Source organism: Flavonifractor sp. An92 (assembly GCF_002159175.1).
Lineage (GTDB): Bacteria > Bacillota > Clostridia > Oscillospirales > Oscillospiraceae > Pseudoflavonifractor_A.
On the sequence record NZ_NFGZ01000030.1, the window covers coordinates 1 to 18,678 of the forward strand.

Annotated in this window: 18 protein-coding genes; 10 read left to right on the forward strand and 8 right to left on the reverse strand. The window is 64.8% G+C overall.

The genetic code is table 11. The features are described from left to right. Both B5G43_RS14525 and recJ read right to left on the reverse strand, forming a co-directional pair. On the reverse strand, window positions 1-1,741 hold a 1,741-nt coding region (locus B5G43_RS14525; protein ID WP_143382881.1), incomplete at its 3' end, for a bifunctional (p)ppGpp synthetase/guanosine-3',5'-bis(diphosphate) 3'-pyrophosphohydrolase. Between the two features lie 116 nt (window positions 1,742-1,857). Further along, window positions 1,858-3,936 carry a single-stranded-DNA-specific exonuclease RecJ gene (gene recJ / locus B5G43_RS14530; RefSeq protein ID WP_087262613.1) on the reverse strand — a complete coding sequence of 693 codons (2,079 nt, stop codon included), beginning with the start codon at window positions 3,934-3,936 and terminating at the stop codon, window positions 1,858-1,860. 233 nt (window positions 3,937-4,169) lie between these two features. On the opposite strand from recJ, the gene B5G43_RS14535 reads away from it, so the two are divergent. The 7 genes from B5G43_RS14535 to B5G43_RS14565 all read left to right on the forward strand — a co-directional run bounded on the left by B5G43_RS14535 (window position 4,170) and on the right by B5G43_RS14565 (window position 10,729). Next, the gene (locus tag B5G43_RS14535; RefSeq protein ID WP_087262615.1) at window positions 4,170-5,240 is read left to right on the forward strand and encodes an alanine racemase; all 1,071 of its coding nucleotides are present in this window, start codon (window positions 4,170-4,172) and stop codon (window positions 5,238-5,240) included. A 15-nt stretch (window positions 5,241-5,255) separates the two neighbouring features. After that, the gene (gene dtd, locus B5G43_RS14540; protein ID WP_087262617.1) at window positions 5,256-5,699 is read left to right on the forward strand and encodes a D-aminoacyl-tRNA deacylase; all 444 of its coding nucleotides are present in this window, start codon (window positions 5,256-5,258) and stop codon (window positions 5,697-5,699) included. 224 nt (window positions 5,700-5,923) lie between these two features. Beyond that, window positions 5,924-6,535 (forward strand): MBL fold metallo-hydrolase, encoded by a 612-nt coding sequence (locus tag B5G43_RS14545; protein WP_087262619.1) that lies wholly within the window; start codon window positions 5,924-5,926, stop codon window positions 6,533-6,535. Continuing rightward, window positions 6,532-8,034 (forward strand): coproporphyrinogen dehydrogenase HemZ, encoded by a 1,503-nt coding sequence (gene hemZ / locus B5G43_RS14550; protein ID WP_087262621.1) that lies wholly within the window; start codon window positions 6,532-6,534, stop codon window positions 8,032-8,034. Before B5G43_RS14545 ends, hemZ begins: the two co-directional genes overlap by 4 nt. Before the next feature lie 18 nt (window positions 8,035-8,052). Beyond that, a complete protein-coding gene (locus B5G43_RS14555) occupies window positions 8,053-9,000 on the forward strand; it encodes a nucleoside kinase (RefSeq protein ID WP_087262623.1) in 948 nt (315 codons plus the stop codon). Between the two features lie 57 nt (window positions 9,001-9,057). Beyond that, the gene (locus tag B5G43_RS14560) at window positions 9,058-9,882 is read left to right on the forward strand and encodes an Mrp/NBP35 family ATP-binding protein (RefSeq protein WP_087262625.1); all 825 of its coding nucleotides are present in this window, start codon (window positions 9,058-9,060) and stop codon (window positions 9,880-9,882) included. 217 nt (window positions 9,883-10,099) lie between these two features. After that, entirely contained in the window at window positions 10,100-10,729 is a 630-nt protein-coding gene (locus tag B5G43_RS14565; RefSeq protein WP_143382882.1) for a hypothetical protein, read from the forward strand. A 75-nt stretch (window positions 10,730-10,804) separates the two neighbouring features. On the opposite strand, the gene rpmA is transcribed toward B5G43_RS14565, so the two are convergent. The 5 genes from rpmA to B5G43_RS14590 form a co-directional block, all read right to left on the reverse strand. After that, window positions 10,805-11,089, reverse strand: coding sequence for a 50S ribosomal protein L27 (gene rpmA / locus B5G43_RS14570; RefSeq protein WP_033119121.1), 285 nt, complete (start codon window positions 11,087-11,089; stop codon window positions 10,805-10,807). Window positions 11,090-11,138: 49 nt separating this feature from the next. Next, window positions 11,139-11,465 carry a ribosomal-processing cysteine protease Prp gene (locus tag B5G43_RS14575; RefSeq protein WP_087262629.1) on the reverse strand — a complete coding sequence of 109 codons (327 nt, stop codon included), beginning with the start codon at window positions 11,463-11,465 and terminating at the stop codon, window positions 11,139-11,141. Window positions 11,466-11,472: 7 nt separating this feature from the next. Beyond that, window positions 11,473-11,784 (reverse strand): 50S ribosomal protein L21, encoded by a 312-nt coding sequence (rplU, locus tag B5G43_RS14580; RefSeq protein ID WP_087262631.1) that lies wholly within the window; start codon window positions 11,782-11,784, stop codon window positions 11,473-11,475. 93 nt (window positions 11,785-11,877) lie between these two features. After that, window positions 11,878-13,056 carry a metallophosphoesterase gene (locus tag B5G43_RS14585; RefSeq protein WP_087262633.1) on the reverse strand — a complete coding sequence of 393 codons (1,179 nt, stop codon included), beginning with the start codon at window positions 13,054-13,056 and terminating at the stop codon, window positions 11,878-11,880. An 11-nt stretch (window positions 13,057-13,067) separates the two neighbouring features. After that, window positions 13,068-13,469, reverse strand: coding sequence for a PPC domain-containing DNA-binding protein (locus B5G43_RS14590; protein ID WP_242960613.1), 402 nt, complete (start codon window positions 13,467-13,469; stop codon window positions 13,068-13,070). A gap of 199 nt (window positions 13,470-13,668) precedes the next feature. Here B5G43_RS14590 and htpG point away from each other — a divergent pair, with 199 nt between their 5' ends. After that, complete coding sequence (gene htpG / locus B5G43_RS14595; RefSeq protein WP_087262637.1) at window positions 13,669-15,594, forward strand: molecular chaperone HtpG; 1,926 nt, start codon at window positions 13,669-13,671, stop codon at window positions 15,592-15,594. A gap of 184 nt (window positions 15,595-15,778) precedes the next feature. Further along, entirely contained in the window at window positions 15,779-15,994 is a 216-nt protein-coding gene (locus B5G43_RS14600; protein ID WP_087262639.1) for a hypothetical protein, read from the forward strand. 51 nt (window positions 15,995-16,045) lie between these two features. Here B5G43_RS14600 and B5G43_RS14605 read toward each other — a convergent pair whose 3' ends face one another. After that, window positions 16,046-17,572, reverse strand: a complete 1,527-nt coding sequence (locus B5G43_RS14605; protein WP_242960615.1) for a polysaccharide biosynthesis C-terminal domain-containing protein — start codon at window positions 17,570-17,572, stop codon at window positions 16,046-16,048. Between the two features lie 163 nt (window positions 17,573-17,735). On the opposite strand from B5G43_RS14605, the gene B5G43_RS14610 reads away from it, so the two are divergent. Next, window positions 17,736-18,446: a DUF554 domain-containing protein gene (locus tag B5G43_RS14610; protein WP_158097444.1), complete on the forward strand. Its 711-nt coding sequence runs from the start codon at window positions 17,736-17,738 to the stop codon at window positions 18,444-18,446. Window positions 18,447-18,678 lie beyond the last annotated feature (232 nt).

An 18,678-nucleotide genomic window follows, 5' to 3' on the forward strand; every position in this document is an offset into this window, starting at 1 on the left:
CCGCCACCGAGCGGCCGGGGAGGATGACCTCCTGGGAGAGGACCTTTTCGGCGGCCTGGCGCTCCTCGTTGGCCTTTTTCAGGCGAATGAGCTCGTCCTTGATGCGGACCACCGCCTTCTGGGCGGTCATGCCGCCGTAGCCGATGGCGGCGTACAGCTCGTCCAGGGTGCCGAAGCGGACTTTTTTCAGTACGAAGGGCAGCACGTCCTCCGCCGTGATGGCGGCCAGCGTGAGGCCGGCGTGCTTGAGCTCGGACTCGAAGGCGGCGCGGCCGGTGGCGATGTTCTCCTCCCGGCGCTCTTTCTTGAACCACTGGCGGATCTTGTTGCGGGCCTCGTTGGACTTACAGATGTTCATCCAGTCGCGGCTGGGGCCGTGGGCAGCCTTGGAGGTGATAACCTCCACGATCTCGCCGTTGTGGAGGGGGGTGTCAAAGGGCACCATGCGCCCGTTGACCTTGGCGCCGGTCATGTGGTTGCCCACCGCGGAGTGGATGGAGTAGGCGAAGTCGATGGGGGTGGCCCCGGCGGGGAGGTTGATGATGTCGCCCCGGGGGGTAAAGACAAACACCTCGTCGGCGAAGAGGTCCACCCGCATGGTGCGGACGAACTCCTCGGCGTCGGTGTCCTGCTGGGCCTCCAGGAGCTTGCGCACCCACTCAAAGGTGGACTCGCTGCCCAGCTTGGTGTTGGCCATGCCCTGCTTATACTTCCAGTGGGCGGCGATGCCGTACTCGGCGGTGTGGTGCATCTCCCAGGTGCGGATCTGGATCTCAAAGGGGACGCCCTCCCGGCCGATGACGGTGGTATGGAGGGACTGGTACATGTTGGGCTTGGGGGTGCCGATATAGTCCTTGAACCGGCCCAGGATGGGCTTGAAGAGGTCATGCACGCAGCCCAGAACGGTATAACAGTCGGCCAGATCGTCCACGATGACCCGGAAGGCGTAGAGATCGAAGATCTCGTCCATGGTCTTGTTCTGGGTGTACATCTTGCGGTAGATGGAGTAGGCGTGCTTGATGCGGCCGTAAACGGTGGCCTTAACGCCTTCCTCCTTCAGTCGGTCCTCGATCTTCTTCTGGATGGAGGCCATGAACTCCTCATGGGTGGCGGCCCGGTGCTCCAGCTCGTCGCTGATCTCCTTGTAGCCCACCGGGTCCAGGTATTTCAGGGAGGTGTCTTCCAGCTCCCACTTCACCCGCTGCATACCGAGGCGGTGGGCGATGGGGGCGTAGATCTCCATGGTCTCCAGGGCCTTTTCCCGCTGCTTCTTGGGGGACTGGTACTGCATGGTGCGCATATTGTGCAGCCGGTCGCAGATCTTGATGAGGATGACCCGGATGTCCTTGGCCATGGCCATGAGCATCTTCCGGAGATTCTCCATCTGCTCCTCTTCCTTGGAGACGTACTGCACCCGGGTCAGCTTGGTCACGCCGTCCACCAGGTCGGCCACGTCCTTGCCGAAGAGCTTGGCGATGTCGTCGTAGGTGGCGGTGGTGTCCTCCACGGTGTCATGGAGGAGGGCGGCCATGATGGACTCGGTGTCCAGCTCCAGCTCGGCGGCGATCTCCGCCACCGCCAACGGGTGGGTGATATAGGGGGAGCCATCCTTGCGCAGCTGCCCGGCGTGGGCGTTGTCGGCGTAGGAGAAGGCATCGTAGAGCCGCTTGGTATCCAGCGCGGGGTTATAGGTTTTGATTTGAGCCTCCAGAGCCTGATAACGTTCCAGGATAGGGTCCATACAAACCTCCTTCCAAAAGGCGCGGGGCGCGCCTGCCGCTCTTCCGGCGAGCGGTCGCCGAGCTGGGAGGCGCAGCGGCCTCCCGCGGTATGGTGACCCGCGGCCGTTCCGCGGGATCAAAGGTCAGAGTCGTCCATCAGCTGGTGGAGCCGGCGCAGGATGCCGCTCTCCTCCAGGTCCACCTTGCCGCCCACCTGGTGCAGGTGGATGGAGAGCTGCTCGCCCCGCCGCTCCAGGCGGATAAGCCCCCGCTCGTCAAAGACCTGCAGGCAGATCATGGTGCGGGGGAAGGGGGCGTGGCGGCCGAAGCTGCGGGACAGGTTGCGGGTGAGCTTCCGGGGGGTCTCCTCCACCCCGGCGGGGCCGCTGCGCTCCTTCAGGTAGCGCCACAGCACCACGAACTCCTCCCGGCTGGGCAGCAGGAAGGCGGCCTCCCGGGGGGAGATGGGCTCGCCCCGGACGAAGCGCTCGTAGAGGGCCCGCTCGCTCTGGGCCCGGGTGAGGGCGGGGCGCAGGTCGGTGATCTGGAGCTGCACCGAGCGCCAGCCCCGGTACTCGTTGATCTGGGGGGTGAAGGCCAGGTCCAGCCGGTCTCCGGCCGACACGCCGGTGTCGCGGAGAGTGGCGGAGAAGAAGATGGCGTCAAAGACCTGTCCGCCCACCGAGACCCGGAGCTTCAGGTGCCGTCCGCCGCCCACCTCGGTGGCGGACACCACGGTGCAGCCGGAGAGCAGGAACACTGGTTTCGGGTTGCCCGCGCCGTAGGGCTCCAACAGGTCCAGCTGTTCCACCTCCTCCAGGGTGAGGAGGGCCAGGTCGGTGATCTCGGCGTCCAGGTTCAGGGTGGAGACCATCTCCTCCCCGCCGGTCTCCTGCCAGACCAGGCGGTTCATCCGCGCCCGGAAGGCGGGGATGTTCTCCTCGGGGATGGTGAAGCCGGCGGCCAGCTCGTGTCCGCCGAAGCCGTCCAGCAGGTCGGCGCACTGCTCCAGGGCGGCAAAGAGATTAAAACCTCCGAAGGAGCGGCAGGAGCCCTTTCCGTGTCCGTCCTGGAGGCAGATCATGAAGGTGGGGCAGGAGTAGCGCTCGCTCAGGCGGGAGGCCACGATGCCCACGACGCCCTGGTGCCACCCCTCGCCGGAGAGGACCAGGGCCAGCCGGTCCTCCTGGGGGAGGGCGTCGGCCAGTTCGATGCACTGGGCGAAGATGTCGGCCTCGATGGCCTGCCGCTCCCGGTTGAGGGCGCACAGGGTCTTGGCCAGCTCCTCCCCCCGGGCGCTGTCCCGGGTGAGCAGCAGCTCGGCGGCCAGGTCGGCGCAGCCCATCCGGCCCGAGGCGTTGAGCCGGGGGGCCAGGGTGTAGCCGATGGCCATGGAGGTCAGGGGCTTTTCCGCCAGGCCCGACTCCCGCAGCAGGGCGCTGAGCCCCGGCCGCCGGGTGCGCCGGATGGAGGCCAGCCCCCGGCTGACGATGGTGCGGTTCTCCCCGGTGAGCTCCATCACGTCGGCCACCGTGCCGATGGCGGCCAGGTCCCCGTACTGCTCCAGCAGCGCCTCGGTCCGGTCCGGGCCCTCCAGGGCCAGCACCAGCTTGAGGGCCACCCCCACGCCCGCCAGGGCCTTGAAGGGATAGGGGCAGTCGGGGCGGTGGGGGTCCACCACCGCCACGGCGGCGGGGAGGCACTCCTTGCACTCGTGGTGGTCGGTGACCACCAGGTCCATGCCCAGGGAGGCGGCGTAGGTGGTCTCCTCCACGGCGGTGATGCCGCAGTCCACCGTCACCACCAGGGTGACCCCCTGCCCGGCCAGGACGTCCAGGGCGGAGCGGCTGACGCCGTAGCCCTCCTCTATGCGGTCGGGGATGTGGGGGATCACCGCGCAGCCCTTGCTGCGCAGGTAGCTGGTGAGCAGGCACGTGGAGGTGATGCCGTCCACGTCGTAGTCGCCGTAGACCGACACCGTCTCCCCGTCGGCCAGGGCCCGGCGGATACGCGCCACGGCCTTGTCCATGTCCTTCAGAAGAAAGGGGTCGGTCAGCCGCTCCAGATTGGAGGAGAGGAAGGCCCGGGCTTTGTCGGGACTGTCCACGCCCCGGGAGGAGAGCACCAGCGCCGGGAGGGCGGGCACGCCGCGGCGCTCCAATGCGGCGCGGCCGGCCGGGTTGTCCGCCGGCCGGGCCCATCTCTGATATTTCACGGCTCCCGCCTCCCTTCTCGCTGCAAAATCAGAATTACTCTTTATTATACCAAATCCGTACCAAAGATACAAGCGGAGCCCCGGGGGACATTCCGCCTAAATTTCGGTCAAAAGAGGGCTCTGGAGCTGTCCAACCGGGAATTCCAATTGACGCAAGTTGAGAAACCGACTATAATGATGAACTGAACCATTCCGGCCTTTCACAGGCCCGGAAAGAGGAAAAGAGGGTGCCCATGAAAACGCTGGTCCTGGAGAAAAAAGCCCTGAAACACAACATCGCCGTGGTGCGGGAAAAGGCCGGACCGGCGACCATTTACGGGGTGCTCACCGGCGACGGCGGCGGCGCGGGAACGGTGGAGCTGGCCCAGCTTTTGCGGGAGGAGGGCATCGGCCGCTTCGCGGTCAGCGAGCTGGCCGACGCCCAGGCCCTGCGGAAGGCGGGGCTGGTGGACGAGGAGATCCTCATGCTCCGCTCCACCACCGACCGGGAGGAGCTGGACCGGCTCATCGACCTGGACGTGGTGTGCACCATCAGCTCGGTGGACACCGCCCTGGCCCTGGACGCCGCCGCCAAGGAGCGCTCCACCGTGGCCGAGGCCCATATCCAGGTGGACACCGGCCTGGGCTTCGGGGGCTTTCTGGCCGAGGAGCCGGAGAAGATCGTGCAGGTCTACCGGAATCTGACCAATGTGGCGGTGTCGGGCATTTTTACCCAGATCCGCTCGGTCCACGCCGACGGGCGGGACGCCGCTACCGAGCTGCGGGCCTTTGAAGGCGCCTTGCAGGCGGTGCGGGACGCCGGTTTTGAGACCGGCACCGTCCACGCCGCTGGGTCCTATGCCCTCCTCCACTATGAATTTGCCCGCATGGACGCGGTGCGGGCCGGCTCGGTGGTGCTGGGCCGGTGCCGCCGGAGACGGGGGGACGACCTGGTCCGGGTGGGCTACGGCGAGGCCCAGCTCCAGGAGACCCGGTGGCTCCCCAAGGGCCACACCATCGGCGGGGGCGAGAGCCTGGTCCGCCTGCGCCGCCCCACCCGGGTGGCTATCCTGCCGGTGGGGTACCAGAACGGCTTCGGCGTCAGCCGCCTGCGGGAGACGGGTCTGCTGGCCACCCTTCGGCGGTGGTGGCGCTCCCACCACCTGACGGTCCGGGTGGCCGGGCAGAAGGCGCCTGTGCTGGGCGGCATCGGCGCGGTGGAGACCCTGCTGGACGTGACCGACCTGAAGTGCTCGCCGGGCGATCTGGTGCACTTTGATATCGACCCGCTCTATGCCAAGGGCATGACGCGGGAATACCGCTAAGAAAGGGGAGTCCCCATGCGAGCCGTGGTGACGAGAGTAAAAGAGGCCCGGGTGGAGATCGGCGGCAAGGTCAACGGCGCCATTTCCCAGGGCTTTCTGGTCCTGCTGGGGGTGGGCCCCGGCGATACCAAGGCCCAGGCCGAGAAGCTGTGCGACAAGATCTGCGGCCTGCGGGTCTTTGAGGACGAGAACGGCAAGATGAACCGCAACCTGGAGGCGGTGGGGGGAAGTCTGCTGGTGATCTCCCAGTTCACCCTCTACGCCGACACCAAGAGCCGCCGCCCCAGCTTCTCCGGCGCGGCCAAGCCGGATGTGGCCAAGCCCCTCTATGAGTATTTCATGGACCAGTGCGCCGCGCGCGGCTTCCGCGTGGAGCACGGGGAATTCGGCGCGGACATGCAGGTATATTCCCAGAATGACGGTCCGGTGACCATCGTATTTGATACTGACCAGATGTAATCGAGCGTCCGCGCCGAACCGCGCCGAGTGGCGCGTCCCAAGCGTTTTGGCGCAGGCAAAACCTTGATGCCGGGCGGATTCACTCCGCCCGAGCAGATAAAAGAGACGGGGTCCCCGCAGGGCGGAGCCCTGTGGGGCGCGGACATGCAAGTGTACTCCCAGAATGACGGGCCGGTGACGATCCTCTTCGACACCGAGCAGATGTAATATATGAGGTGATTTCCATGGTGATCAAGACCATTCTGCTGCCCTCCGTGGCCACCAACTGCTATGTGGTGGCCGACGAGAACACCAAGCACTGCGCCATCATCGACCCCGGCGCCGCCGATCCCCACATCCTGGAGACGGTGCGCAGCGAGGGCTGGGAGGTGCAGTACATCCTCCTGACCCACGCCCACTACGACCACACCCGGGGCATCCCCGCCCTGCGGCCGGAGCTGCCCGGGGTGCCGGTGTACGTCCACCCCGCCGACTCCAAGATGCCCAAGCCCTTCTTCTTCATCGAGGAGATGGGAGAGCTGACCTTCTACGAGGACGGGGACCACATCAAAATGGACGGCGTGGACTTCGAGGTGATCCACACCCCCGGCCACACCGCCGGTTCGGTGGTGCTGCGGGTGGGGGATACCCTCTTCACCGGCGACACCCTTTTCAAGGGCTCCATGGGCCGCACCGACCTGCCCGGCGGCAGCTATGAGGACATGAAGGCCTCCCTCAAGCGCCTGGGCGCGCTGGAAGGGGACCTGACCGTGCTGCCCGGCCACATGGACCCCTCCACCCTGGACCACGAGCGGAAGTATAATTTCTACCTGAAGGAAGCGCTGGAGAGCAAATGAGACTGGAATTCCGGGGCCACGACTACAAATATGCCGCCGAGCAGATGATGCTCACCCTCTTCCCCGAGGAGCGCCCCCAGTATGACCTCCCCCTCACCGGGGAGGAGAATGGGGTGTGCCTCACCCTGACGGAAGGGGAGGGGACCCTGAACGCCCGGGCGGAGCTGACCTGGAACGGGAAGCACACCACCGGGACCGCCCAGGTCCCCGCCGTCCCGGCGGAAAATTCCCTCCTGCGGGACCGGGCCTGCCAGAAAGTGCTGAAGCTGGCCTTTTACCGGGCGGGCGTGGAGGCGCTGGGGCATGAGCCACCCTGGGGGGCCCTCACCGGGGTGCGCCCGGTGAAGCTCCCCACCCGGGCCATGGAGCGGGGGGCCACCCCTGACGAGGCCCGGCGGGAGCTGGAGGAGGTCTACCGGGTCTCCCCCGGCCGGGCGGAGCTGGCCATGGACTGCGCCAAGGCCAGCCTGGCCGCCAAGCGGAGTTTGAAGGAGGACGAGGTGTCCCTCTACATCGGCATCCCCTTCTGTCCCACCCGCTGCGCCTACTGCTCCTTCGTCTCGGCCGACGTGGGCCGGGCGCTGAAGCTGCTGCCCCCCTTCCTGGAGGTGCTCCTCCAGGAGGTGGACGCCGCCGCGGCGGAGCTGAAGCGGGCGGGGTATGTGGTGCGCTCCCTCTATGTGGGGGGCGGCACCCCCACCACCCTGAGCGCGGAACAGCTCAATGTCCTGCTGGGCCGGGTGGGTGAGAAATTTGACCTCTCCCGCTGCACCGAGTACACCGTGGAGGCCGGACGGCCCGACACCATCACGGCGGAAAAGCTCGCCGCCATCCGGAACAACGGCGTACAGCGGGTGTCGGTGAATCCCCAGACCATGCAGGACCACGTGTTGGCGGCCATGGGCCGGGCCCACACCGCTGCCGATATTTTGAAAGCCTTCGAGCTGGTCCGGGCCTCCGGCATCCCCTGCGTCAATATGGACCTCATCGCCGGGCTCCCCCAGGACACCCCGGCGGGCTTCCGGGCCTCCCTGGACCAGGTGCTGGCCCTGGAGCCGGAGAACGTGACGGTCCACACCCTGGCTCTGAAAAAGGGCTCCCGCCTCATGGGCGACGGCTCCGGGGAGGGGCCGGGGCTGCCCACGGCGGAGGAGGTGGCCGAGATGCTGTCCTATGCCTGGTCCGCCCTGCGGGCCCACGGACAGGTCCCCTACTACCTCTACCGGCAGAAGTATATGTCCGGCTCCTTTGAAAATGTGGGCTGGACCAAGCCCGGGTGGGAGAGCCTCTACAATATCTGCATGATGGAGGAGCTCCACACCATACTATCTCTGGGGGGCGGCGGCGTCACCAAGCTGGTGAACCCCTACACCGGGCGCATCGAGCGCATCGCCAACCCCAAATATCCCCACGAATATGTGGAGAGCCTGGAAAAGCTGCGCACCGGCAAGCGCCAGGCCGCCGACTTCCTCGCCGCGCTGCGGGAGGAGCGGCACTGATACCGGAAAGGAGAAACCATGGCCTACCAACTGGAAGAGATCAACCGTAAGGTCCACGACGACCCCAAGGCCTTTCTGGCCGAGTGCGACGGCGTCTACCAGCGCCGGATCGAGAAGGCGGTGGACCGCATCCAGGCCCGGATGAGCGAGAGCCCCATCGTGCTCCTGTCCGGACCGTCCGGCTCCGGCAAGACCACCACCGCCCTCAAGCTGGAGGAGGAGCTGGAGCGCCGGGGGATCACCTCCCACACCATCTCGATGGATAACTATTTCAAAACCCTCAACCGGGACACCGCCCCCCGCACCCCCGAGGGGGAGATCGACTATGAGTCCCCACAGCTCCTGGACATGGACCTCCTGGACGAGACCTTTACGAAGCTCTCCCGGGGAGAGGAAGTGGTCATCCCCAAGTTCGAGTTTTCCCGCCAGATGCGTAACGACGCCCGGGGCCGTCCCCTGCGTCTGGAGAAAAACGAGATCGCCATCTTTGAGGGCATCCACGCCCTCAACGACGAGATCGCCGGGCGGCATCCGGAGGCCACCACCCTGTATATCTCGGCCCGCTCCAATATCCTGGAGGGGGAGGAGGTCCGCTTCAAGGGCACCTGGATGCGCATCACCCGCCGGGCGGTGCGGGACCTGAATTTCCGGGGCACCGACCTCACCGAGACCATGGCCATGTGGCACAACGTCCGCCGGGGGGAGAAGCTCTACATTTCCCCCTTCAAGAACCGGGCCCACATCATCCTGGACTCCTCCCTGCGCTACGAGGTGCCGGTGTTCACCCACTACGTCCCGCAGCTGCGCCAGGCCCTGGAGGGCCTGGACCCCGCCAACCCCCGCTTCCGGGAGCTCCACGACCTGGTGGATGCCTTCCGGTGGTTCGAGCCTCTGGACCCCACCTTGGTGGCTCCCCAGTCCCTCATCCGGGAGTTCATCGGCGGCGGCACCTACAAATACAAGTAAAACGGGGGAGCATAAAAACCCCTCCGCTTTGGAGAACTGAGAAAGAAGGAAACGAACATGTCCGAGTGTACCCATGATTGCTCCACCTGCGGCCAGAGCTGCAGTGAGCGTACCGAGCCCCAGAGCTTTGAGGCCAAGCCCCACGAGCTCTCCCACATCAAGAAGGTCATCGCCGTCGTCAGCGGTAAGGGCGGCGTGGGCAAGAGCCTGGTGACCTCCTCTCTGGCCGCCGCCATGCACAAGCGGGGCAAGAAGGTCGGCATCCTGGATGCCGACATCACCGGCCCCTCCATCCCCAAGTCCTTCGGCATCCACGAGCGGGCCCTGGGCAGTGAGCTGGGCATCTACCCCGTGGAGTCCAAGGGCGGCATCCAGGTGATGAGCCTGAACGTCCTCACCGACAACGAGACCGACCCCGTCATCTGGCGCGGCCCCGTCATCGCCGGCGCGGTGAAGCAGTTCTGGACCGACGTCATCTGGGGCGACGTGGACTATCTCTTCGTGGATATGCCTCCCGGAACCGGCGATGTGCCCCTGACTGTGTTCCAGTCCCTGCCGGTGGACGGCATCGTGGTGGTCACCTCTCCCCAGGACCTGGTGAGCATGATCGTCACCAAGGCGGTGAAGATGGCCGAGATGATGCACATCCCCGTCCTGGGCCTGGTGGAGAATTACAGCTACTTCCAGTGCCCCGACTGCGGCAAGCAGCACCACATCTTCGGTGAGAGCCACATCGACGAGGTGGCCCAGGCCCACGGCCTGAAGGTGCTGGCCCGTCTGCCCATCGACCCCGGTCTGGCCGCCGCCTGCGACCGCGGCGAGATCGAGCTCTACGAGCCCAACTACCTGGCCGACGTGGCCGCGCAGCTGGACGCCGAATAAGAAAAAAGCAGAGGGCTTGCTGTCCGGAGAGCACCGGCAGCAAGCCCTTTGACAAAGGCGCAAACGCACACACAGGGAAACAGGACCGCGATGAGGGGAGATGACCGGTATGAGAGCCTTCCGATTCATCCTTGCAGCGCTGATCCTCCTTGCCGCCTTCGGGCTGCCGCGCCTCGCGCGTACGGTCGAGGGGACGACGGACACGGAGGGGTACCCCGTGGAAGAGATGAAAGCCTTCTTGCTGTCCCGGGACTATCCGTCGGACTATCTGGATGCCCTGATCCCGCCCCAGATCGCGGTCCTCTATGAGACCGCCCGCGACAAAGACGCCTATTTTTATGGCTTTATGCCGGCAAAGGCCAGCCATGCGAATACGAGCCGGGGAGAGATCCCGGCGGACGAGCTGGACGTGACCGCGGCGGTGTCCTATTGCCCCATCCGAGCGGACGGCGCTGCCTATGTGGGAGAGTTTCTGGTATCGGTCTGTTACAACTGGGAGAAGCTCCCGGTCATCCGCGGCAGGGACACGATCACGGTAAACTGGGACAGCTCGGTGCTGAAGTACGGCGGAGACCAGAACTTTACGGCATATGACTATTTCCGCCATCCCGGAAGTAGTCAGTGGGAGACCTACAAGACCTGGAAACAGCCCAATGCGCTGGGGCAAGGCAGTGTCAGAATCGACACCTACCTGGACTCCGGCGGATATATCGACAGCGGAACCATGTGGGGATACGCCACCGGCCTGGCGGGAGCGGTCAACATTTCCCTGGACCCCAATGGCATGCTCTCCTTAAAGACAGAGGCGGTCGATCCCGCAGTCATCCATGCCATGTACACGCGTTGACGCATCCGGCGTCGAAAGACAAAAAAATTCCCGGACCAATCTGGTCCGGGAATTTTCATACGTTCGCAACAGCGATTACTGGGCGATCTCCACGATAGAGACCTGCTTGCGGTCCTTGCCCAGGCGCTCGAACTTGACCTTGCCGTCCTTCAGGGCGAACAGGGTGTCGTCGCTGCCCTTGCCCACGTTCACACCGGGGTGGATGTGGGTGCCGCGCTGACGGACCAGGATGTTGCCGGCCAGCACGAACTGACCGTCGCCGCGCTTGACGCCCAGACGCTTGGACTCAGAGTCACGGCCGTTACGGGTGGAGCCGACGCCCTTCTTGTGGGCGAAGAACTGAAGACCGATATTCAGCATGTTGTACACCTCCAAACGTGTGTGGATCCAATCACTCGGGGGAGAGGACTTACTCCTCCTCCACCACGAGAATGTGCTCAGGATATTCCTCGTGAAGCTGGGTAAAGTAGAGCATCAGGGCCGCCAGAAGGGTCTGGCAGGTCTCCTCATTCTGCTCGCCCAGTCCACCGGGGAGTTTCAGCGAGATGGAATCGTCCTTGACCTTCACCGAGGCCTCCAGGCCCAGCACGTCGTTGACGGCGCACTCGGTCAGGCGGATGGCGCTGGTGATGGCAGCGCAGACGATGTCGCTTCCCGCTTCGGCGTAGCCGCTGTGGCCCTTCGACTGAAAGCCCACGATGCGCTCGCCCTCCATGCGGAAGGATATGGTGGTCATATCCGGATTACACGGAGATCTTGCCGATGGTCACCTTGGTGTAGGGCTGACGGTGACCCTGGCGCTTGTGATAGCCCTTCTTGGGCTTATACTTGAAGACCATGATCTTCTTGCCCTTGCCGTTCTTCACCACGGAAGCCTCGACCTTGGCGCCGTCCACCACGGGGGTGCCGAAGGTGGCCTTGTCGCCGTCGACCACAGCCAGGACCTTGTCGAACACGATGGCGTCACCAGCCTCGTTGGGCAGCTTCTCGACGAAAATGGTATCGCCCTCCGCCACCTTGTACTGCTTGCCGCCAGTCACAATGATTGCCTGCATTCTTGTTTCACTCCTTCATTACGGACTCGCTGTCGGGGGCGGGAGCGGTGTCGCTCCGCTTGTAGACCCATTCAAAGCGGCCCTAACAGTATATCAATGGGGCGTGCGTTTGTCAATGATTTTCCCGTAAAAAGGCGGGATTTTTTGGACGAGCGCGGGTTTCTCCGCCCCGGTCCGGGCAATTCGCCCGGTATACCAGCCGGTGACGCCGTTCCGCTTGGCCAGGATGCCCCGGCTGGTCTCCCGCACGACGGCAAGGGTGTCTCCGGGGGAGACAGGGAGGAGGTAATCGGTGGAGTCCTCGCAGCGGAGGACGCCGCCCTGCTCGTAGAGGTACTCGGTCAGAAGGTCCAGCACCCGGCCGGTGGCGATGTGGCGGCAGCGGCAGAACTCCGCCCCCCGCTCCAGCACCTCCACCGGGTTCTCGCTCCAGCGGATGTTGATGGAGTTCTGAGAGGGGGCCTGCCCGTCCAGGGCCACCACCCGGGGCAGGCCGTCCCAGGCGGCGTAGTGGAAATCGGTGTGGTTCCCGGCGGGGAGGATGAGGGCGTTGAGCTGCCCATCCCACTTGAGCTGACAGCCGCCGTCGATGCTGAGGATATGCCGCTCGGGCAGCAGGAGGGGGGTAGCGTCGGGGATGTCCAGGTGGTAGAGGGTCACCGGCCAGTGCCCCACCACCACCCAGCGGCGGAAGGAGTAGGGCTTGGCCAGAAAGTCGTCGTTTTTCATGCACGGCCAGGCAGGGAGCTCCTCCAGCCGGTCCTCCCGGGACACGCCCCCGTGGACGAAGAGAAAGTCGTCGCTGAGGAGGACGGTGGGGAGGCTCCGCAGGAAGTCCAGCTCCGGGCCATAAGACGCCCGGATGGCCGCCCGGAGGGCGGGGAAGTCATCCGGGCTCCGGAGGGGGAGGCCCAGTTCGTCGGCCATCTGGCGTAAAATGCATTTTTTGCCCCACTTGAAGATGTAGGACTCATAGAAGGCCTGGGGGATGCCCGGGTTCTCGTCAGCAAAGTTATAGGTCAGGTTGTCGCAGTTGCCGCAGAGCATGTGGACCCGGTGGGTCTGGGAGAGGGCCATCACCTCCCGCAGGAGGGTGAGGCTCTCCTCGCCCTTTTCCAGCAAATCCCCCAGCAGAATGAGCTCGTCCTCCGGGGAGAAGTCCAGGGCCTTCAAGAGGGACCAGAAGAAGTCCCGGTTGCCGTGGACGTCGCTGAGGACCAGCACCCGCCGGTCCGGGTCCAGGGTGAGGGGGCGCACGGTGACGTATTCCATGGAGCGCCCCCTTACGGCGTGAGGGGCCGGATGTCCAGCTCCTCATAGCCGGTCTGTTCGTCCCACACCCGGCCAAAGGCTACCCCGGGCACCTCCTGGAGCACCACCTCGCAGGTGGTGTTGACGATGCACCCGTCTTTCAGATGCCCCCCGAGGGTAGAGAGGTCCTCCCGGGAGAGGGAGATGTGCAGATGGAGCCGCTCCTTCGAGAGGGTGCCCATGAGGGAGACGATCTCCAGCGGCTCGTCCAGGGTGTGGACGGTCACACCCGAGGCGTCCCGGATCACCGCCCGGCTCAGACAGCCCACGGCGGACAGCACCACCGCCGCGTCGATGGCGTGGGCGCGGGCGTACTCCTCCAGGGACCGGCGCAGGTCGTCCCCCCGGTGGAGGCGGAAACAGTGGATGGACATGGATCGCTCCCCCTTTGACATGCAGTTTGCTCCATTATAATGCCCCCGGTTTTCCCAGGCAAGGGGAGGGAATTGTAAACAATCTGAAAACCCCCTTGAAAATTGCTGTGCGAAGGACTATGATACTGTTAGCACTCAGAGAGGAAGAGTGCTAAAACTTCGATTCACGGATTTGTTTTCATATAGGGAGGAACTGTTTATGGAAAAGAAAGCCTTTCAGGCGGAGTCCCAGCGTCTGCTGGACCTGATGATCAACTCCATCTACACCCACAAGGAGATCTTCCTGCGCGAGCTCATCTCCAACGCCAGCGACGCCGTGGACAAGCTGGCCTATAAGGCTCTCACCGATGACCAGGTGGGCCTGGACCGCTCCGACTTCAAGATCACCCTGACCCCCGACCAGATCGCCCGGACCCTCACCATCAGTGACAACGGCATCGGCATGACCAAGGAGGAGCTGGAGGAGAACCTGGGCACCATCGCCAAGAGCGGCTCCCTGCAGTTCAAGCAGGACATGGCCGCCAAGGACGCCGGCGAGGGCAAGAGCGACGTGGACATCATCGGCCAATTCGGCGTGGGCTTCTACTCCGCCTTTATGGTGGCCGACCAGGTGACCGTCACCTCCAAGGCCTACGGCAGCGACCAGGCCTGGCGCTGGCAGTCCGACGGCAAGGACGGCTACACCATCGAGCCCTGCGAGAAGGCCGGCGCCGGCACCGACGTGGTCCTCCACATCAAGGCCAACACCGAGGACGACCACTATGACGAGTACCTGGAGCAGTACCGCATCGCCGATCTGGTGAAGAAGTACTCCGACTACATCCACTACCCCATCGTCATGCTCATGCACAAGTCCCGCCAGAAGCCCCGCCCCGAGGACGCCGGCGACGACTACAAGCCCGAGTGGGAGGACTATGACGAGTGGCAGACCCTCAACTCCATGGTGCCCCTGTGGCAGCGGCCCAAGAGCGAGGTGAAGGACGAGGAGTACAACCAGTTCTATAAGGAGAAGTACGGCGACTGGGAGGACCCCCTCAGCGTCGTCCACGTCTCCGCCGAGGGCGCGGTGGAGTACAAGGCCATGCTCTATATCCCCGCCCACGCCCCCTATAACTTCTACACCCGGGACTACGAGAAGGGCCTGCAGCTCTACTCCTCGGGCGTCCTCATCATGGACCAGTGCGCCGACCTCGTCAGCGACCACTTCCGTTTCGTCCGCGGCGTGGTGGACTCCCAGGACTTCTCCCTCAACATCTCCCGCGAGATGCTCCAGCACACCCGCCAGCTGAAGGTGATCGCCTCCAACCTGGACAAGAAGATCAAGGCGGAGCTCATGAAGCTCCAGAAGGACGACCGGGAGAAGTACGAGCAGTTCTGGAAGAGCTTCGGCATGCAGATCAAGTACGGCGTGCTGGATGACTACGGCGCCCACAAGGACTTCCTGAAGGACCTCCTGCTGTTCTGGTCCGCCAAGGAGGGCAAGCTGGTCACTCTGGCCGAGTACCAGGAGCACATGGCCGAGGATCAGCCCTATATCTACTTCGCCGCCGGCGAGAGCGCCGAGAAAATCGCCCGCCTGCCCCAGGCCGAGCGCATCCTGGACAAGGGCTACGACATCCTCTGCCTCACCGACGACCCCGACGAGTTCGTCATCAACTCCCTGGGCGCGGTGAACGAGAAGTCCTTCAAGTCGGTCAATGACGAGGACGCCCTCCCCGAGAGCGACGAGGACAAGGAGAAGGCCAAGCAGCAGGCCGAGGAGAACAAGGACGTGCTGGACTTCGTGAAGGAGGCCCTGGGCGACGAGATCAAGGAGGCCCGCATCTCCAAGATCCTGAAGAGCGGCGCGGTGTGCCTCACCACCGACGGCCCCATCACCCTGGAGATGGAGAAGTACTTCAACCGCATGGACCCCGAGCGCTCCGCCGGCATGAAGGCCCAGCGGGTGCTGGAGCTCAACCCCGACTCCTCCGCCTTCGCCGCCCTGAAGGCCGCCATGGCCAGCGACAAGGACAAGGCCAAGACCTATGCCCAGATCCTCTACGCCCAGGCCCAGCTCATCGCCGGGCTGCCCCTGGCCGACCCCACCGCCTACGCCGAGCTGGTCTGCTCTCTGATGCAGTAAAGCGAGCCTCACGAATTCTGGGGAAAAGGGTTGCATTTTCGGAACTTTGGCCATACTGCTGAATTTCAGACCGGTTTTCGTTTCAAAGACTGGCTCACAAAATCGGATAAATTCTTTTTTTCCTCCGGGTCCTGTACTATAATAGAATGCAGAAAATATTACGCGAGTACGGGAGGAATTACCCATGGTCATCACAAAGACGTTCTCCAAGCGGGAGGACATCCTGAAGCTCCGGGATCTGGCGCTCTCCGTGCCGGAGGCGGTCACCGTGCGTTCTCTGAACGGATCGGTTTCCATGAACGCCAAATCTCCCATGGGCATCTATGCACTGGACTTCACCCAGCCGGTGGAGATCGTCACCGATTCCGACAAGCTGGTCCAGGAGATCGAGCGCTGGTAAGGCAACCAAATCGACTCGGGCGCGCCGCAAACTCTGCGGCGCGCCCTTTTTCTATGCCCGCGTGGGGAAGAGCTCCCCCAGAGGGACCCCCTGGGCGGAGAGGGCGGCCAGGTACTCCACACAGCCGAACAGGGCGCACACCCCCGCCGCGGGCACCTCGCCCGCGCCGCAGTCCAGGAGCACATGGAAGAGCAGGTTCATGCACAGCCCCATCAGCACCGCCGACAGGGCCGGGGCGGTGCACCACTGGAAGAGCCGGGGGCGCATGCGGGCGTACCGGGCCACCTGATGCCAGTTGAGGAGCAGTCCCAGGGCGGAGCTGAGCACGAAGGCGGCCACATAGCCGGTCAGCCCCACCCCGGGCAGGCCCATCAGCAGCCAGGTCAGCCCCAGCTGCACGCCCCCGCAGAGGATGCCGTTCCACGCCGCCTGCCGCTGCCGCCCCACGCCGTTGAGCACCCCGCCCAGCACCGACTGGTAGCAGGAGAAGAGCACCCCCAGCGAGAGGGGGAGGATGTAGTCCCCGGCCTGCTCGCTGCGGAAGAGGAGCCGCCCCAGGGTGGGGCCCAGCACCACCAGCAGCGAGAGACAGGGCATCAGCAGGAGGGAGGTGGCCTCCATGGCCTTGTGGACCCGGTTGCGCACCCGGTCCAGCTGTCCCAGAGCGGCGCTGCGGGCCAGCCGGGGCACCAGCACCAGCCCCATGGCCCCGATGAAGGCGGTGGGCATGCACAGCATGGGCAGCGTCATGCCGCACAGCACCCCGAAGGCGCTCATGGCCTCGGTCACGTCGGCGCCGGAGGCCACCAGCTGCCGGGGGATGAGCACCGCGTTGGCCGAGCCCATCAGGTTCCCCAGCAGGGCGGTGAGGCCGATGGGGGCGGCGATGGCGGCGATGCGCTTATTTAAACCCCGCTCCGGCGCGGCAGGGGGGAGGGCGGCGGTGTGCCGCCGGAAGAGAGCCGTCAGGGTGGCCGCGGAAAAGACCTCACAGGCCGTCATCCCCAGCACGATGACCCCCACCGTGCGCTCCCCGCCCCGGGGGTGCAGCACCACCAGCAGGCCCAGCACCGCCCCGGTGCGGAGGAATTGCTCGCACAGCTCCACCGCCGCCGGGGTGCGCACCTGCCCCGCGCCGTAGAAGAAGTGCTTGTGGAGGTTCTCCACCCCGGTGAGGAGCACGCAGGGCAGCAGGAGCAGCAGCCCCAGCTGGGTGCGGGCGTCCCCCAGCAGGGCGGTGGAGATCCAGTCCGAGCCCACCGCGGCCACCAGGGCCACCGGCACGAAGAGGAGCAGAAAGGCCCCCAGGCACTTCCCCAGCACCGCCGGCATGGCCCCGGCCATGCCCCGGGCGGCGTACTCGGCGGAGAGATTGGACACCGCCACCGTGAGCCCGATGGCAGTCAGGGAGAGGAGCACCGAGTACACCGGCATCACCAGCTGGTACAGCCCCATGAACTCCGCCCCCACCAGCCGGGACAGCAGGATGCGGTACACGAAGCCCAGCACCTGGGACACCAGGCTCACCCCGGTGAGGAGGAGGGTGCCGTAGAGCATGGAGGAACGGCTGAGTTTCATGGGCAGGCCCCCTTTTGTTTCGCTGCTAACAGCCTATGAGCCGCCCGGCGCGGTCATGCGGGGAAATCCCATTTGACAAAGAGCGGGGGAGTGGAGTATGATGAAACCGCACTTATTCTTTTGCACTATGCTGTGTAAAAGAACTTGCGAGAGGAGCCTTCCCATGATCGCCACCGTCATCAACGTCGCCCTCATTCTGCTGGGCAGCATCCTGGGCCTCATCTTCCGGGACCGCATCAGCCCCCGCTTTTCCGCCACCCTCACCTCCGCCCTGGGTCTGTGCGTGCTGGGCATCGGTATCTCCAGCATGATCGGCACCAACGACACCCTCTGCGTCATCGTGTGCATGGTGGTGGGCACCCTCCTGGGGGAGGCCCTGCGCATCGAGGACCGGCTGGAGGGGATCGGCGACGTGCTGCGCCGCCGCCTGCTGCGTAAGGGGGGCAACAGCCGCTTTGTGGAAGGCTTCGTCAACGCCACCGTCCTCTTCTGCGTGGGGGCCATGGCCATCAACGGCTCCATGGAGGCGGGCATGAACCACAACTACGACATCCTCATCTCCAAGGGCGTCATCGACGGTGTGACCTCCATCACCTTCGCCGCCGCCATGGGGGTGGGCGTGGCCTTCTCGGTGGTGCCCCTGTTCCTGTACCAGGGGAGCCTCACCCTCATCTTCGCCGCCGTGGGCCAGGCCATGGACCCGGCGGTGGTCACCGAGATGAGCGCCGTGGGCGGCACCATCATCGCCGGCATCGCGGTCAACATGCTGGGCCTCCCCAAGGAGAAGCTGCGGGTGGGCAATATGCTCCCCGCCATCTTCCTGCCCCTGCTGTACGTGCCCCTCTCCGCCTGGCTGGCGGGGGCCCTGGGCTGAGGGGCTGTCCCGCGTGCGTCGGATAAAGACGAATGTCCGACCACGCGGGATTTTTAGCGTTTTGTACCACTTTTCCCGGCTGAGAAAAAATCAAACCGGGCAGTGTAACGAAAAAGTTGAGTTTTTTGCAAAAATACTCTTGCCATTTGGCCAAAAAGGCGCTATACTACTTGAGGAAACGGGGGAGACTCCCCGCAACCTTTTCCTCTGGAAAACGCAACAAATCCAGCAA